This window comes from Pseudomonas fluorescens, assembly GCF_902497995.1.
Lineage (GTDB): Bacteria > Pseudomonadota > Gammaproteobacteria > Pseudomonadales > Pseudomonadaceae > Aquipseudomonas > Aquipseudomonas fluorescens_BK.
Genome location: NZ_CABVII010000016.1, coordinates 38,265 through 54,180 on the forward strand (window position 1 = coordinate 38,265; position 15,916 = coordinate 54,180).

General features: G+C 59.5%; 17 protein-coding genes and 2 pseudogenes. 13 read left to right on the plus strand and 6 right to left on the minus strand.

The window, feature by feature from the left end; genetic code table 11:
- Positions 1 to 38: 38 nt before the first annotated feature.
- The 4 genes from F8N80_RS18950 to F8N80_RS18970 form a co-directional block, all read right to left on the minus strand.
- Positions 39 to 365 (minus strand): AzlD domain-containing protein, encoded by a 327-nt coding sequence (locus tag F8N80_RS18950; protein ID WP_150784455.1) that lies wholly within the window; start codon positions 363 to 365, stop codon positions 39 to 41.
- Complete coding sequence (locus F8N80_RS18955) at positions 362 to 1,102, minus strand: AzlC family ABC transporter permease (RefSeq protein ID WP_150784456.1); 741 nt, start codon at positions 1,100 to 1,102, stop codon at positions 362 to 364. Before F8N80_RS18955 ends, F8N80_RS18950 begins: the two co-directional genes overlap by 4 nt.
- Positions 1,103 to 1,472: 370 nt before the next feature.
- Entirely contained in the window at positions 1,473 to 1,688 is a 216-nt protein-coding gene (locus F8N80_RS18965; protein WP_008145745.1) for a TOBE domain-containing protein, read from the minus strand.
- Between the two features lie 150 nt (positions 1,689 to 1,838).
- The gene (locus F8N80_RS18970; RefSeq protein WP_150784457.1) at positions 1,839 to 3,101 is read right to left on the minus strand and encodes an OprD family porin; all 1,263 of its coding nucleotides are present in this window, start codon (positions 3,099 to 3,101) and stop codon (positions 1,839 to 1,841) included.
- On the opposite strand from F8N80_RS18970, the gene F8N80_RS18975 reads away from it, so the two are divergent.
- From F8N80_RS18975 to F8N80_RS18995, 5 genes and pseudogenes are all read left to right on the plus strand, one after another.
- The gene (locus tag F8N80_RS18975) at positions 3,100 to 3,288 is read left to right on the plus strand and encodes a hypothetical protein (RefSeq protein ID WP_150745249.1); all 189 of its coding nucleotides are present in this window, start codon (positions 3,100 to 3,102) and stop codon (positions 3,286 to 3,288) included. The two genes, F8N80_RS18970 and F8N80_RS18975, sit on opposite strands and share 2 nt — an antisense overlap.
- Positions 3,289 to 3,368: 80 nt before the next feature.
- A complete protein-coding gene (locus F8N80_RS18980; RefSeq protein WP_150784458.1) occupies positions 3,369 to 4,316 on the plus strand; it encodes a LysR family transcriptional regulator in 948 nt (315 codons plus the stop codon).
- A 91-nt stretch (positions 4,317 to 4,407) separates the two neighbouring features.
- Positions 4,408 to 5,211, plus strand: a complete 804-nt coding sequence (locus tag F8N80_RS18985; RefSeq protein ID WP_150784516.1) for a putative hydro-lyase — start codon at positions 4,408 to 4,410, stop codon at positions 5,209 to 5,211.
- A gap of 21 nt (positions 5,212 to 5,232) precedes the next feature.
- Positions 5,233 to 5,316 (plus strand): annotated as a pseudogene (locus F8N80_RS18990) (hydroxypyruvate isomerase); the annotation flags it as partial.
- Between the two features lie 158 nt (positions 5,317 to 5,474).
- Entirely contained in the window at positions 5,475 to 5,693 is a 219-nt protein-coding gene (locus F8N80_RS18995) for a DUF4287 domain-containing protein (protein WP_150745251.1), read from the plus strand.
- A 49-nt stretch (positions 5,694 to 5,742) separates the two neighbouring features.
- Here F8N80_RS18995 and F8N80_RS19000 read toward each other — a convergent pair whose 3' ends face one another.
- Positions 5,743 to 6,339 carry an eCIS core domain-containing protein gene (locus F8N80_RS19000; RefSeq protein ID WP_150784459.1) on the minus strand — a complete coding sequence of 199 codons (597 nt, stop codon included), beginning with the start codon at positions 6,337 to 6,339 and terminating at the stop codon, positions 5,743 to 5,745.
- 155 nt (positions 6,340 to 6,494) lie between these two features.
- Here F8N80_RS19000 and F8N80_RS31665 point away from each other — a divergent pair.
- The 3 genes and pseudogenes from F8N80_RS31665 to F8N80_RS19015 form a co-directional block, all read left to right on the plus strand.
- A pseudogene (locus tag F8N80_RS31665) lies at positions 6,495 to 6,671 on the plus strand (isopenicillin N synthase family oxygenase); the annotation flags it as partial.
- Positions 6,672 to 6,717: 46 nt separating this feature from the next.
- The gene (locus F8N80_RS19010; protein ID WP_150784460.1) at positions 6,718 to 7,512 is read left to right on the plus strand and encodes an ABC transporter substrate-binding protein; all 795 of its coding nucleotides are present in this window, start codon (positions 6,718 to 6,720) and stop codon (positions 7,510 to 7,512) included.
- 64 nt (positions 7,513 to 7,576) lie between these two features.
- Positions 7,577 to 9,124, plus strand: coding sequence for an amino acid ABC transporter permease/ATP-binding protein (locus tag F8N80_RS19015; RefSeq protein WP_150745254.1), 1,548 nt, complete (start codon positions 7,577 to 7,579; stop codon positions 9,122 to 9,124).
- A 65-nt stretch (positions 9,125 to 9,189) separates the two neighbouring features.
- Here the strand turns inward: F8N80_RS19015 and F8N80_RS19020 are convergent, their stop codons facing one another.
- On the minus strand, positions 9,190 to 10,362 hold the full coding sequence (locus F8N80_RS19020) for an MFS transporter (protein ID WP_150784461.1): 1,173 nt from the start codon (positions 10,360 to 10,362) through the stop codon (positions 9,190 to 9,192).
- Between the two features lie 427 nt (positions 10,363 to 10,789).
- Between F8N80_RS19020 and F8N80_RS19025 the strand changes: the two genes are divergently transcribed.
- From F8N80_RS19025 to F8N80_RS19045, 5 genes are all read left to right on the plus strand, one after another.
- Positions 10,790 to 11,479, plus strand: coding sequence for a GntR family transcriptional regulator (locus F8N80_RS19025; RefSeq protein ID WP_150745256.1), 690 nt, complete (start codon positions 10,790 to 10,792; stop codon positions 11,477 to 11,479).
- A gap of 22 nt (positions 11,480 to 11,501) precedes the next feature.
- On the plus strand, positions 11,502 to 12,179 hold the full coding sequence (locus F8N80_RS19030) for a DUF2848 domain-containing protein (RefSeq protein ID WP_150745257.1): 678 nt from the start codon (positions 11,502 to 11,504) through the stop codon (positions 12,177 to 12,179).
- Between the two features lie 7 nt (positions 12,180 to 12,186).
- On the plus strand, positions 12,187 to 13,527 hold the full coding sequence (locus F8N80_RS19035) for an amidase (RefSeq protein ID WP_150784462.1): 1,341 nt from the start codon (positions 12,187 to 12,189) through the stop codon (positions 13,525 to 13,527).
- Positions 13,528 to 13,679: 152 nt separating this feature from the next.
- On the plus strand, positions 13,680 to 15,008 hold the full coding sequence (locus F8N80_RS19040; RefSeq protein WP_150745259.1) for an MFS transporter: 1,329 nt from the start codon (positions 13,680 to 13,682) through the stop codon (positions 15,006 to 15,008).
- Between the two features lie 337 nt (positions 15,009 to 15,345).
- A complete protein-coding gene (locus F8N80_RS19045) occupies positions 15,346 to 15,906 on the plus strand; it encodes a YSC84-related protein (protein ID WP_150784463.1) in 561 nt (186 codons plus the stop codon).
- The last annotated feature ends 10 nt before the right edge of the window (positions 15,907 to 15,916 follow it).

Below are 15,916 nucleotides of genomic sequence, written 5' to 3' on the forward strand. Positions count from 1 at the left end.
CCCGCTTTTTAAGGTCGTATCGCCAGTACATAGGCGCCTCACAGCCCTATAAACCTGAACAGCCACAACCCCCCCATCCCAACCGCCAACGTCAAAACCGTATTGCGAGTCTGCCACGCAACCCACGCCGCCATAATGGCCGCCGGTATCTGCGGGTTACTCAACACGAATTCACCCTGCCCATTGGGGTACACCACGGCTGGCAGCACCAGGGCTGCCAGCACACTGGCCGGTACGTACAGCAAGGCCCGTCTCAGCACCGACGGGATGCGCAACCGGCCATACAGTTCGACAAAGGAAAGACGCATGGCGAAGGTTCCCAGGCCGACCGCCAGGAACAGTCCCCACATGGCTAGATCACTCATCGCGTCTCCCTCTCGACGTCAGGGGTCGGCGCACCGCTCAATGGGCGTTTGCGAACACTCTCGATCACCAGACCCGCGATGACACCGCCGATGGAAGCGGTGACCAGCCCAAGGTTGTACGGCATATCGATCGCAATCGCGGCGAGCAGCCCGCCGACCGTGGCGGCGCCCAGGGTTGCCGCGCTACGTAGGCCGGGAACCAGCAGCGCCAGGAAAGAAAGCGGTATGGCAAAGCTCAATGACCAGGTCTCGGGGATGCTGGCACCCAGATAGATGCCCGCCAATACTGACAATTGCCAGGACAGCCACATGGCAACAGCGGTGCCGGCATAGTAGTAGTGAGCAAATGGCCCCAGTTCGCCTGAGGAAAGCTTGAGACTGCACAGCGCGTAGGACTGGTCCGAAAGCATGTAGGACAGCGGCCACGTCCAGCGTCGGGGCAAGTGGTGCAGATGGGGGGCCAGTGACGCGCTGTACATGATGAAGCGCAAGTTGATGACCAGGGCGGTGACCACGATCGCCAGGGGCACAATGCCCGTATGGAGCAGTTGCAGGGCGACCATCTGCGCGGATCCGGAGTAGAACAGCAGCGTCATGCCCATGGTCGTACCCGGCGACAGGCCCATGTTGATCGCCATGACCCCCGTCAGCAAGCCAAAAGGCACGACACCGGGGCTCAATGGAATCAGCGCCCGGACACCTTGCATGAACGCTTCCCTTCCTGATCGGTACGGCATCTCGACTCCTTGTTATTTTGTTCGCGCTACCGGTTCGATTGACCGTACGCCGGCCGGTCTGAAGCTGGATACTACTTCAGCGGCAATGACTACAGCCTGCTCGTGCAAATGGCGCTGGATAACCAAGGGCTCGCTTTAGACTGGGATCATCTGGTGAGGCATATGGTACAGCAGGGGCGCCTGGTTCGGCCGGTGACGGAGGCGATGACGCTCAGGGAGGCGGTTCAGTATTTGATGATCGATGAGTAGAAGGCAGAGGATCCGGCGTGTGGGCGTTTGAAGGATTGGCTTGCGAGCGCAGGCGAAGGCGTAAGTAAAAACGGGCGCCTCAATGGGTGCCCGGTTTCATTAGACCACTAAACAGGGCATTTCAGAGCTTGGCGATCGAGACTTCGGTGGATTTGACGAAGGCAATCACCTCGCTCCCCACTTTCAATTCAAGATCGCGCACTGAACGGGTAGTAATCACCGAAGTGACGATGCCGGAGGCGGTTTGCACATCGATTTCGGAGACCACTTCGCCTGTCACAATTTCCTTGATGACGCCCTTGAACTGGTTGCGGACGTTGATCGCTTTGATGGTCATGATGAGGCTTCCTGTCTGATGTCGAATACATCCGCACGGATGTGCAGGCCTTCAAAATGAACCACCCAAGCCAATATCAAAAGGAATATATATTTATTTTGTTATTCCTAAATAGAATATAAAAACCGACAGTCACTCCCTGAAAATCATTTACCAAAGCGCCAGGGTATAGCTGACGATCAGGCGGTTCTCATCCAGATCATTACCGAAGTTCGAACGCACTGTTGCGTTGCGCCATTTAAGGCCGAGCCCTTTCAACGTACCGTCCTGCACCACGTAAGCGATATCGGTGTTGCGCTCCCATTCCTTGCCTTCACCCGGCGCAGTGCGTTGCACATTGTCGCCAGAAATGTAGCGGGTCATGAAGGTCAACCCCGGCACACCGAGGGCGGCAAAGTTGTAGTCGTAGCGCGCTTGCCAGGAATGTTCGTCGATGTTGGCGAAGTCACCGATCTGCACGAAGTTGACCAGGTACGGGTCGCTGCGCCCGATATACGGAAACGGATCGTCGCCGCTCATGCGCTGATAGCCAAAGCCCAACGCATGACCGCCCAGGCTATAGGTGAACAACGCACCGAAGGCCTGGTTGTCGATATCACGAAAGTTGCCGTCTTCGGTACTGCGCGCATAGCGCACGTCGCTCTTGAGCGACTGGCCGGCGCCCAGGTCCAGCAAGTGCACAAGCCCGAGATAATTTTGCTGGTAGATGTTTTCAAGCACGCCGTAGCGGTATTGCGCGGTCAGGTTTGGCAGGAACTGATAGTCAGCCCCGGCAAACTGAAACTTGTCGCTTTGCCCGCCAATGCGGTTGGCGGTCATGTCCTGATAGTCGGTGGAGTCGACAAAATTGATCTGCGTGAGCTGACCGGCCGTGAGCTTCAAACGATCGATTTCCTGCACATTCACCAGACCGCCCTTGAATGTGCTCGGCAACAGGCGGGTATCGTTGGAATTCACCACCGGGTCCTTGATCTGCAATGTCCCGAACTTCAGGGTGCTGTTGGACACGCGCATTTTGCCCGTCAGGCCTAACTCGCCATAGCGATCCTGTGAGCCGCCGGACAAATCTGGAGGCAACAAGTTGGTACCGGCCGTACCGCCGCCGGAGTCCAGTTTGAAACCGGCCATGCCCAAAACATCCAGGCCAAACCCAAACGTGCCAGCGGTGTAACCCGACTCCATCCGCAACAGAAAACCCTGCGCCCATTCCTCGGCCTTGTCGCGCGAACCGTCCTGGCGAAAGTCACGGTTGAAGTAGAAGTTGCGCGCTTCCAGGCTGCCTTTACTGTCCGCCACGAAATCCGCCTGAGCGGCCGGTGCACAGAGCAAGCTCAAGCCGAGCAATGTGCCAGCCGGGGCGTACCCCTTGAATGGGCGGGTGCGACCCGCTTTTGAAGGCACGTGAACAGTCATGATGTTTTCCAAGGAAGAAGTTCCTGCAGCAGCAAGCGAAGATGACGGACACGCCTCATTGTTTTTTTGTGAAGGCGTTGTCGTTGGGGGGCGGACGCAGCGACCTGCGTCGTGGAGCGGATTCTTCGTGTCGGGGCAGAACGGCGTCAAACGGGAAAAAGACGAGGTTATGCATAAGAAAATTTGATGGCCGCGAAGGCGGACTCTGGAGTAACAATTGCAACCCGCCCCTTCATTACAAGAGCCACAAGCGCCAAGGGAACCGCCATGAACCTCAAATTCCTCGAAACCTTCGTCTGGGTCGCCCGCCTGCAAAGCTTCAGCCTGACCGCCGAGAAAATGTTCAGCACTCAGGCAGCGATCTCCAGCCGGATCGCCGCGTTGGAAGACGAGCTGGGCCTGCGCCTGTTCGTGCGTGATTCACGCGGGGTGTCGCTGACGCCCGAAGGTCTCAAGGTGCTCGACTATGCCGAGCAGATGCTCGAGGTTCAGCGTGCGCTGAAACACTCGCTGGACAACACCAGCCCGCAGCAGGGCCTGGTGCGCATCGGCGTGATGGATACGGTGATTCACACCTGGCTCAGCCCGTTGATGTCGACCCTGATGCAGACCTTCCCGGCCGTGGAAATCGAGATCACTGCCGACGCCGCGCGCAATCTCTGCGAGCAATTGAAAAAGGGCTACCTGGACATCGTTTTTCAGACTGACCTGATCCGCCACGAAAGCGTGCGCAACCTCGAGCTGGCGCACTACCCCATGCACTGGATCGCCGCCAGCAACTCGATCTATGCCCGGCCTTATGCCTCGCTCACCGAGATGGCCGGTGAGCGCATCATTACCTTCGTCAAACACTCACGACCGCATCAGGATGTGCTCAACCTGTTGCACGCCCATGGCATCGGCGCACCACGCGTCAGTTGCGTCAACTCGGTGTCGGCCATGACCCGGCTGATTCGTGACGGTTTCGGTATCGGCGCCTTGCCGGCGGCACTGGTGGCCAAACCCCTGGCCAGCGGCGAGCTGATACAGCTGGATCCCGGCAGTCGCTTGCCGCAACTGGATGTCGTGGCCTCGTGGCGCGCCGGGGTCGGCCTGGAACTGATCGAGAACATCGTCGAGATGAGCCGTCAGGTGGTCTGCCAATACGCCGCGGATGTCGGGCCGTTATTCATGGTGCCGGCACCGGGCCTCGACAGCCGACCACCCCTTGAATAACTTTTAGTTGTTTGGGGGCAACAACATTCCTTGTTGGACGGCATCACCGTGGTTTTCTAAAAAGGATCAACGAACCTGCCGAGATGCCATGATGAATCAACCCGCCCCGTCCTTCGAACAACTGCAGCGCAGCACCCCTCTCGCCCTGCGTCAAAGCATCGCCGCCGGGCACTATCAGGGTCACACCAGCGGCTTGGGCCAAGGCCGGGTGCAAGCCAATATCGTGATACTGCCCAGTGATTGGGCCAACGAGTTCCTCAGGTATTGCACCCTCAACCGTCAAGCCTGCCCGTTGCTCGACATTACCGAACCGGGTGATCCGTACTTTCGCAATCTCGGGACAGCCATTGATATTCGCCATGATGTGCCTCGATACAGGGTTTATCGCCACGGCGAACTGAGCGAAGAACCGCTGGATATCGAGCACCTTTGGCAGGATGACCTGGTGGCCTTCGCCATCGGCTGCTCGTTCTCCTTCGAACAACCGCTGCTGGATGCCGGCATCCCCCTCAAGCACATCGATCTGGGGCGCAATGTTGCCATGTACCAGACCAACATCGACACACGCCCCACCGCTCGCCTCGGTGGCAAGCTGGTGGTGAGCATGCGACCGATGAAAGCCGCAGCCGCCATCCAGGCCATTCAAATCACCGCGCGCATGCCCAACGTCCACGGCGCTCCCGTGCACATCGGTGATCCGTCGCTGATCGGCATCCACGCGCTCGACACTCCGGACTATGGTGACGCCGTCCCCATTGAAGCTGACGAAATACCGGTGTTCTGGGCGTGCGGCGTGACACCTCAATCGGTGGTGCAGGCCTCACGCCCGCCACTGTGCATCACCCACTCCCCCGGCTGCATGCTAGTGACGGATTTGTACAACAGTGCTGTGTAAATGCGCGGGTGGCGCTTGAGTGACGTGGCGACGAAGCTGCGGCGGGATTTCGCCGGCATCGGGCATATCCAGATCGCCGGAGTGCCGGATCGCCACGAACCGGACATCACGGCTGATCGGCCTGCGCCTCTACGACATGATGATCAAGTGATCTCCTATACTGCTTTCGAATCCGGAAAGCCGCAGGGTCTGCCGTCATCGTTGTCGTGGTTCTCTCTGGTAATGTCTCCCAATAGTACTCAAGCAAAAAAGGAGTTTGCGTCATGACCGACGATCCAAAGGTAAAAGGACCGGCGTCGTACTTCCCCTCAATTGAAAAAAAGTATGGGCACCCAATAACCCACTGGCTAACCCTGCTCAAAACAGTTAGCGGCAAGAAGCATATGGAAATGGTTGCCTTGCTCAAAACTGAACACGGCATGGGTCATGGCCATGCTAACGCTTTAGTTGCGTACTTTTTAGCAAGCGCTAAAAGCGACTGACGATATTGATTAAGCACAGCGCGCTCGACGCGTCTGTTTACTAAATCCTTCAGTGAGCCCCTTCCCGCACCCACCGCCGGACCTCAACCTGTATGGCATAGGCCGGCGCCTCCACCGTGTTGAAATCCTGGGTATAGCGCCGGGCAAATCCTTCTACCCCCCACTCCTGATACTGCTGCACATGCTTGAGTTCGTGAGCCCAGAGCGCGATGTCCTGTTCTGCGGCTCGAGCGTCCCGGAACAGGATGATGTCGATCAGCGTCACGGCACCGACATCGGGGTTTTGCAGCATGGCGGTGGCGGCGCTGAATTGGCCGTTGTCGCTGACTTTGTAGCGCGCGGTATCGAGGACGCCGGGGGCGTACCAGCGCAGCAGTTGCTCGCGGATGTGTGGTGGGATGGGTTGGATGCCGGCGTTGGCTGCTTCGGCGCGGGCTTGGGTCAGCCATAGCGCCAGGGCAGGTGCTGCGACCTGGTAGATGCCATCAGGCAGGGGGCCGAGCAGCGGCCCCAGGTCTGGCAGACAGATGCAGCTGTCCAGGCACACTTGTTTCTCGCCAGCCGGACAGGCGCTGGCCTGGGCTGGCACTTCAAGGGTCAGGCAAAGAACCAACAGCGCCACCAGGCGCGTGGTGATGGGCGGCATTGGGCGCTCCAGGGACAGCGCGATTAAACAGCTAGCTATCTGTTGACGAAAGTCTGAAGTATTCATTTGAGCTTACAGATTCTTTCACCCCGCCGCCTATGCTTAACATTGGCTCCACAGCGAACTTGCCACGGCAGCGCTTAGTGGCAACCAGTGCCCGGGCAGGCAAGGACTACGAGGAGATCACGATCGGCGAACACACGGATGGCCAAGCACTGCAGATCTATCAGTAGCTGCGGCAGAGGGTGGCCAATGGAGACGTTCAAATGCCAGAGAAGGCACGCAAAGCCGCCAGTCTCGGACATTTGAAACATCAGGCTCAACCGTCCTGATTGACGTTTCCAGCTACACCCTTACCTACGCCGGAGTCAGTGAATAATGAAAAATAATAAGAAAACCCTTTTACCCATGACCGTACTGGCCGCCGGCATGCTCGGCGCCTCGTTGAACGTGGCCGCAGCAGACACGTTCAAGGTCGGCATGGAAGTCACCTACCCGCCCTTCGAGTCCTATGACAAGGACAAAAACGTGGTGGGCTCGGACCCGGAACTGGCAACGGCCCTGGCCAGGCACATGAACGCCAGGGTGGAGTTCGTCGACACCAAATTCCCGAGCCTGATCCTGGGCCTGAACTCCGGCAAGTACGACGCGGTCATTTCCGGCATGTACATCACACCGGAGCGCCAGACTCAGGCCCAGACCATCGCCTATGCCAACACCGGTGCCGCGGTCATGGTGCCCAAGGGCAGCGAGATCAATGCGAAGAAACCTGAAGACCTGTGCGGCTTGAAACTGGGTCTGGAACAGGGCACTACCTGGGTCAAGGAATTCAGGAAGCTCTCCGATGACTACTGCGTGCCGAACAACAAAGGCGCCATCACCGTCAGCGAGTACCCCTCGGCGCCCGAGGTGACCCAGGCCCTGTTGTCCAAAAACATTCAGGCCCAGGTTGAAATCGCTGGCGCCGCAAAAATGATCGCGGAAAAGACCAATGGCCGGGTAGTGATCACCACCGAACATCCGATCTATCAGCAAACCTTGGGCATCTTCGTCAAGAAAGGTAACGACGAAACCTTCCAGGCCGTGCAAAAGGCCTTCGAGGAGACGAAAAAGAGCGGTGAATACGCCGCTATTCTCAAGAAGTATGGCTTGGAAGAACCGACAGCCAACTAAGCACGTGTCCTTCTAGTCCGGTCATCTGCCTCCCCTGCACCGGGGCGGCAGATCGAGGTGCCCCATGCCATTCGATTGGTCGTATTTTATCTCCCTGTTCTCCCTGCCGGATTTCTGGAAGGCCTGCGTCACGGTGGTCCAGCTCAGTGCCCTGGCCTGGTTCATCGGCATGCTGCTGGGTTTTGTCCTGGCCACGGCCAAGCTGTCCCAGTCGCCTTTGCTGCGCATTCCCGCGGCGGTCTACATCTGGTTCTTCCGCAGTATCCCGTTGCTGGTGCTGGTGGTCTTCGTCTACAACTTGCCGCAATTGTTTCCCGGTAGCGGACCGATTCTGTCCAACCCCTTCTATTCCGGCTTGCTGGCCCTGGTGGTCACGGAAGCGGCTTACATGGCGGAAATCCATCGTGGCGGACTTATTTCCGTGGCCAAGGGCCAGAAGGAGGCCGGGCGCGCGCTGGGTGTCGGCCTGTTCGGCATGCAGCGCTTGATCGTGATCCCCCAGGCTTTCCGTATCTCGCTGCCGACCTTGATCAATGAATACATCACGGTGGTCAAGCTGACGTCGCTGGTCTCGGTCATCTCCCTGACCGAAATCCTCACAGTCGGCCAACGCCTCTATGCCACCAACTTCCTGGTCATGGAAACCCTGGCTGCGGTGGGCGTGTACTACGTGCTGATCGTCACCGTGTTCGGCTATTTCTTGCAGCGTCTGGAACGTTACCTGGACCTGAATTTCCGCAAGCCGCACACACTCGACGCCGCCGCCGTGGCCAGGCTCAAGGCTTGCGCCGAAGCCTTGCCCGACGTTGCGCGCAAAGCAGCGGGCAACAACGCGACGCCCATCCTGCAATTGAAGAACATCCAGAAGAGCTATGGCACGCACCAGGTGCTGATGGGGATCGACCTGAATGTCGAATACGGCCAGGTGATCTCGATCATTGGCCCCTCCGGTTCCGGCAAGACTTCGCTGATCCGCACGGTCAACGGTCTGGAACGCATCGATACCGGTGACATTCTGTTGTTCGGTGAGAAATTCATCGAAGCATCGGACAAACCCGACAGTTCCCGCCTGCGCAGAGGCGTGCGGCACATCGGCATGGTGTTCCAGAACTTCAACCTGTTCCCGCACCGCACCCTTCTCGACAACGTCACGCTGGCGCCGCGTTACCACGGCCATCCGGGCGAGCTGAGCGAACACCGTGCTTATGCGCTGCTGGACAAGGTCGGCCTGCTCGCCCACGCCCACAAGTACCCGCACCAGCTCTCCGGCGGACAGCAACAGCGCGTGGCGATCGCTCGTGCCTTGGCCATGGAGCCGGACATCATGCTGTTCGATGAACCTACGTCAGCGCTCGACCCAGAGTTGGTGGGCGATGTGCTGAACGTCATACGCGACCTTGCCAATGAAGGCATGACCATGATTATCGTCACCCACGAAATGGACTTTGCCATGTCGATTTCCGACAGGGTCGTCTTCATGGAGAACGGCAATATCCAACTGGATGCCGCACCTGAAACCATACGATGCGAGGCCGAAGGAGAGAGAGTGCGGCGCTTCATGGGCATCAATACGCTATCGCCAAACCTGCCTGCCACCGCGGATCATGCGTAGGCATGGGTGGCGTAGCGAAGTTCCTGTGGAGCTTCGCACCGCGTTCCGATCGCTGCAGTCGACGCTCAGGCCAACCCCGGCAGCTTGATCTCCAGGCGCCGTGCCAGCAATCCGGCAAAGGCCAATACCGGCAGTATCGCCGTCGCAAAGGCCAGCCATAACAATGGCGAGAACCCGTCGCCGACGAGGGAGCCGGCCAGTGCCGGGCCGGTCATGGAGCTCAAGGCGAATGCGGCGGGAATCAGCATGATCGAGCGTCCGCTGGGGTCCAGGCGGGCAATCGCCGCGGTTTGAAAAATGCAGCCCCAGGTGAAACCGACTTCCCAGATCCAGGCACCCAGCGCGTACATCAAAAATCCCTTGGCGCAACCCAGCAGGATCAGCCCGAGACTGATCACCGCCAACACCAACAGATGCGGCAGGCGCGAGCCCAGGCGATCACCCATGGCCGCCAGTGTTAACGCGGCGGCACCCCCCAGCAGTTTCAACACCGCGAAGACGATGCCCAGCTCGGTGGGTTGCAGCGCCAGGCCATGGCCCAACCGCTCCAGAAACGCCCACAGACCGATCTGCCCGGCACCGAACAAGAAGAAAGCCGCCAGCGCGAAATACGCCGGCAACGGAAAACTGAAGCGGGCGTAAAGAGAGCGCTCGTCAATGGCGCCAACCGTCCTGGCGAAATCGGTGCGCCGCGGTAATGCCAGGGCGCTCAGGCTCAACAGCAGAATGATCGCCGCCAGCACGAGTGCCGCGCCGGCATAGTGAAACCGGGCCACCACCAACGACGGCAAGGCGAACAGCAAGGCTGCAACCAGACTGAGTTCAATGCCCTGGCGCACCCCTAATGCGCGCTCCTTGTCCGTCATTTCGCTCATGATGCGCAGCCCGAGGCAGGTCATCAGCGAAGCAAAGAAACCAATCAGTGCCCACAGCGGCGCTTGCGCCTGCGCGGGCAGGCGAGCGGACGCCAGCAACGCCAGCGCGGCGCCAACTGCGCAGCCGACGGTCAGGTAACGCCAGTTCACCCGATCGATGAACGCCACTGCCACCAGCGTCCCGACCAGGTAACCGGCAAAACAAATGGAACCCAGTTGGCCGATCTGTGCGGCATCGAAGCTGAAACTGTCGGCGAGCGCTCCCAGCAGGATGGGTAATGTGTTGAATGGCAGGCCGCCAATGGTCGAAGCCAGACTGGCGGCCAGCATGAAGGTCAACGTGGTGCGGCGACTGATGCTCATTACCCTCTCCTGTCCCTGGTGCTGTCAGCGCTGGTCGACCGTGGTGATTTCAGTGCGCAAACGGCTGCGCCGATTCCCAAAGCGGAACCGCTGACGGCTGTAACTGGCATAGGGTTTCTCCTTGAGGGTTCAGGCTCAGTATCGGCAGGAGACAGGGTCAACGACTACGTCCGCTTGGACTACAAGCGAACAAGCTCCGGCGGCAATGACTCGCGGAGCACCTTGCCTGCACGAAAATCGAACATGCGGGTACAAAACCGGGCACAAAAGTAACAAGTAACACTTCCCAACGTACGCCCGGCGCATCGCCGGTGTGCGTACACCCCTTATGAACCGCAGCGCTCAGCCCATTCGTGAGAAGTGGCATGACCTTTGCTCCTTTTCCTGATAATCATCTGATATATCAGATGATTATCAGGAGTGAGACATGCCCGAACCTATCGATTTTTCCAGCCATCGCCAGCCCGCGATTGCCCCCACGAAAAGCGCAGCCCAACTGCGCGAACTCGCCTATGCACAAATCAAGCAACGGATTATCAGCTGCGAGTTTCGCCCCGGTGATGCGATCAATGAAGCGCAATTGACGGCGACCCTGGGGCTTGGCCGAACGCCGATCCATCAAGCGCTGCATCGCCTGGAAGTTGAAGGCATGGTCACGATCATGCCGCGCAAGGGCGTGATGGTGACGGCCCTGTCCCTCAACGATGTGCTGGATATGATCGAAGTGCGCGTGAGCAACGAACAGCTGTGCATCAAGCTGGCGGTCGAGCGCGCTCACGATTCCGAGATCCAGGCCATGCGCGACATTCTCGAGCGCACGCCCGCCTTGCTGGCCAAACACGACGTGGCAGGGCTCATGTCCCTGGACCTGCAGTTCCACATGTCGATTTCCGCCGCCGCACACAATCGCGTGCTGGCCGAGCTGCTGCGCAACCTTCACGAAAAACAGGCGCGCTTCTGGTACCTGACCCTGTCGGAAAACCACCATAGCGAACGCATCTACCACGAGCATCTGCAAATCCTCGAGGCGTTGGAACAGCGTGACGGCGACGCCGCCGTCGCGGCTGTCCACCACCACATCGACGATTTCCGCCGCGCCATCATGCGCACCCTTTAATCACTGATCGCGAGAGCTCTTCATGACCCAAATGACATTCCAGGTAGTCGGCCAGGGCGAACACCGGGCCAGCATCAAGCACCTGATTATCGCTGGCTGGGCGGGACGCAACAGCGAAGCGGTGGAGCACCACATTGCCGAACTGGAAGCGCTGGGCGTGCGCCGTCCGACGCAGGTTCCGTGTTTCTACCGGGTATCGGCCAGCCTGCTGAACAACGCCGACAGCATCCAGGTGCCTGGCAAGGACTCATCCGGGGAGACCGAATTCGTGCTGCTCCCGAGCGAGCAAGGGCTATTGATCGGCCTGGGTTCGGATCACACCGATCGCAAGGTCGAAAGCTATGACGTCACGGTCTCCAAGCAGATGTGCGACAAACCCATCGCCCGGCAGGTTTGGCGTTATGCCGAGGTTCAGGGGCATTGGGATCAATTGGTGATGCGCACCTGGCGTGTGCGTGACGGTGTGCGTGCGCTGTACCAACAGGGGCCGGTGACGAACCTGCTGGCGCCGGAAACGCTGCTGGAAAAACTCAACAGCGACGCTTCGCTGCCCGCGGACACTGCCATGTTCTGCGGTACACAATCGGTGATTGGCGAACTGGGCTATGGCGAAGCCTTTGAAATGGAGCTGTTCGATCCCGTACTCAACCGCAGCCTGCGCCACCAGTACGGTGTCGAGCCGCTGCCTGTCGCGGAGTGAACTGAAGATGAAGGATATTGCACAGTTCGCCCAAGCGCTGGCTGACGGCCGTACCACCAGTGTCGCCTTGGTGAAAGAAGCGTTGATCCGTATCGAGGCGCATCGTGCGGCGGCTGGGGTCGCCTACATCAGCGTCGATGCCGAAGGCGCCTTGCAGGCTGCGCAGGCCAGTGATCTGGCACGGGCTTCAGGTTACGTGCCATCGCCATTGGCCGGGCTCCCGGTCTCCATCAAAGACCTGTTCGATGTAGTCGGACAAGTCACTGCGGCCGGCTCCAGGCTGCTGGCCGATGCGCCGCCCGCCAGCAGCGATGCGCTCGTGGTCGAACGGCTGAGATCGGCCGGCGCCATTTTACTGGGCCGCACCAATATGAGCGAGTTCGCCTTTTCCGGATTGGGGCTGAACCCGCACTACGGTACGCCGCTCACGCCGTCTGCGGCTGGCCGCATTGCCGGCGGCTCCAGCTCCGGCGCCGCCGTGAGCGTGGCATTGGGCATGGCCGTCGCCGGGCTGGGCACCGACACCGGCGGCTCCATCCGGATCCCCGCCGCGTTCTGTAGCCTGACCGGGTTCAAGCCCAGTGCCAGCCGAGTCCCCATGGCCGGCACGTTCCCCTTGGCCGTTAGCCTGGACTCTATCGGCGCGCTGTCACGCAGCGTCGCCGACTGCATCCTGCTCGACCGGATTCTCACCGGCGATCAGCTGGACACCCGCGCCGCGCCCCTGGCCGGGCTTCGCCTGGCGGTCACCCGGGATTTTGTCCTCGATCAGCTCGATGCCGGCGTCGCAGCGGCCTTCGAACGCGCCCTGGACCTTCTCGCCAAGGCAGGCGCCTGCATTCGCTGGTTCGACTTTCCAGAACTGCATGAACTGCCCCGTATCAACGCGGCTGGCGGGTTGACGGCTGCCGAAGCCTGGCATGGCCACCGCCAGTGGCTCGAGAGCGACAACGCCCAGTGCTATGACGCCCGCGTCGCTCAACGCATCCGCCGCGGCGCGGCCATCAGCGCAGCCGATTACCTGGACATTCGCAGCGAACGCCAACGCCTGATCAGCGTGGCGGGTGAGCGTCTGGGCGACGCCGACGCCTGGTTGATGCCCACTGTCGCCGTGGTACCGCCGAAGTTGGCAGACCTTACTGAAGACGATGGGTTTTTCGCCACCAACGGCCTGGTATTGCGCAACACCAGCGTGATCAATTTCCTTGACGGTTGCGCCCTGAGTTTGCCTTGCCAGCGCGGCGACGAGCTGCCGGTCGGGCTGTCGATCGCCGGCCTGCAGGGTCAGGACGCTCGTGTCCTGCAAGTGTCTCGCGCTATCGAGGCACTGTTACAAGAGAACACTTGATGCACTGCCGCTGAATCAGGGGCAGGCCCGCGCCTGCCCTGTTTTACCTGACTGACTTACCGAAAAAATGACACGGCGGACCCTCGTGCGTCCTCACTCGCCTGCCAATCGGCTTGCGTGCCCAACTGCGCAACGAATTGACGAGATAACTTATGAACCGAAGTCACGCAAGTTCAACCATGGCGATAGACCTCGACCCGACGACAGTCGAAGTGGCTGCCGTCTATCGCAAGATCGCCTGGCGCCTCCTCCCGTTTCTGGTGTTTCTCTTCGTACTGGCCTGGATCGACCGGGTCAATGTCGGTTTCGCCAAACTGGCCATGCTGCAGGACCTGGGTTTCAGTGAAGCCGTTTATGGCCTGGGCGCCGGGATATTCTTCATCGGTTACTTCATCTTCGAAGTGCCCAGCAATCTGCTCCTGGAAAAAATCGGCGCCCGCCGCACCCTGGCGCGCATCACCATCATGTGGGGCCTGACGTCCATCGCCATGGCGTACGTCGAAAGCGCCTGGTCGTTCTATGTGCTGCGGTTTCTGCTCGGGGCCTTTGAAGCGGGCTTCTTTCCAGGCGTCGTGCTGTATCTCACCTACTGGTTTCCGGCGGCGCAGCGGGCAAAGATCAATGGCATGTTCATGACCTCCTTCGCCATTGCCGGCGTCGTCGGCGGCCCACTGGCCGGGTTCATCATGAGTCGCATGGTCGGGGTCGGCAGCCTGGCCAACTGGCAATGGCTGTTCATCCTCGAAGGCATTCCTTCGGTGATCGCCGGGTTCCTGGTGCTGCGTTATCTCCCGGAAAAACCGGCCAATGCCAAGTGGCTGAGCCCGGCACAACGCAAAATGGTCAGCGACACCATTGCCCGCGAAGACAAGGCGCCAGGCAAACACAGCGACCTTCGTTCCTTGCTGCGTTATCCCAAGCTGTGGTTATGCGCGCTGGTGTATTTCTGCCTGGTCAGTGGCAACGCGACCATCGCGTTCTGGACCCCCTCCGTCATCAAGTCGTTGGGCGTCGATGACACCATGAACATCGGACTGCTCTCCTCGATCCCCTTTATATTGGGCACCGTGGCGATGCTGTGGAATGGCTTTCACTCTGACAAGACCGCTGAACGCCGTGTGCACTGCGCGATGGCAGCCCTGCTCGCCGGCCTCGGATTAATCTGCACCGGCCTGTTTATCGGCAACGCCGCGCTGGCGCTGATCTCCCTGACCGTTGCCGCCATGGGCATTCTTGCCGCTTTTCCGGTGTTCTGGTCGATTCCGGGTGCATTCCTGGCAGGCACCGCCGCTGCTGGGGGCATTGCGCTGATCAACTGCATCGGCAATCTCGCCGGCTTCGTCGCGCCCTACATGATCGGATGGCTGAAAACCCAGACCGGTAGCCTGGCCGCCGGCCTGTATATGGTCGCATGCTTTGAAATACTGGCGGGTGTGTTGCTCCTGTTGTTATTCAAAGGGATCAAGGTGAGCAAGTCTTAGACTTGAGCCGCGATCAATACCTGACCCTCGGAGCACAACGTCGTCCATCGAATCGGCGTTGTGTTTCCCGGACAGCCATAAAGAATCTGCAACAGGCCCCCTATTTATCTGCGCGATGTAGAGGGTGTGGAACAGACGAACCTGGCCGATTTACAGAGGTCAAAGCCAGTGATGACATCGCCAATGATCAAAGGCCGCTGGCCTGCTTCATTCAAGGGCGAAGCCAGGGGTTCACACATTTCAGGGTGCGCCGGATCATTTTCAGCAGGCTCGGATTCTGCCGGGGGCAGGCGCTGACTGCTGCTCACGTCCAATGCTCCCGTATCGGAGTACGAACATGACTCAGTCAATGCGGTTCTTCCTATCGATCGTCCTCGCGACAGCCTCACTGGCATCGGCGAGCTTCCTGAACACCGCAGGTGCGGCAACCGCCGAGGATCTGAATGCCGACTCTCGGCAAGCATTGCAAACGCTCTACAAGGCCACGCCCTTTGCCGAAACCATTTCGAAAAACGCCAAGGCGATACTGGTCTTTCCGAAAATCATCAAGGCCGGCCTCGTGTTTGGTGGCAGCTATGGTGAAGGCACATTGATGAAGGGCAAGCAAGTAGAGGCTTATTACAACTCCGTCACCGGGTCATGGGGGCTGCAGGCAGGCGCCCAGTCGTATGGCTATGCGCTATTCCTGATGACCGATAAGGCCGTGAACTACGTCCGCGAATCCAAGGGCTGGGAAATCGGCGTAGGGCCGACTGTGGTGGTGGTGGATGAAGGGGTGGCGAAGAATCTGTCCAGCTCGACGCTGAAGGACGATGCCTACGCGTTCATTTTCGACCAGCAGGGGTTGATGGCTGGGGTCAGCATCGAAGGCACCAAGATCTCCCTGATCAAGCGCTGAAGCCGGCTGC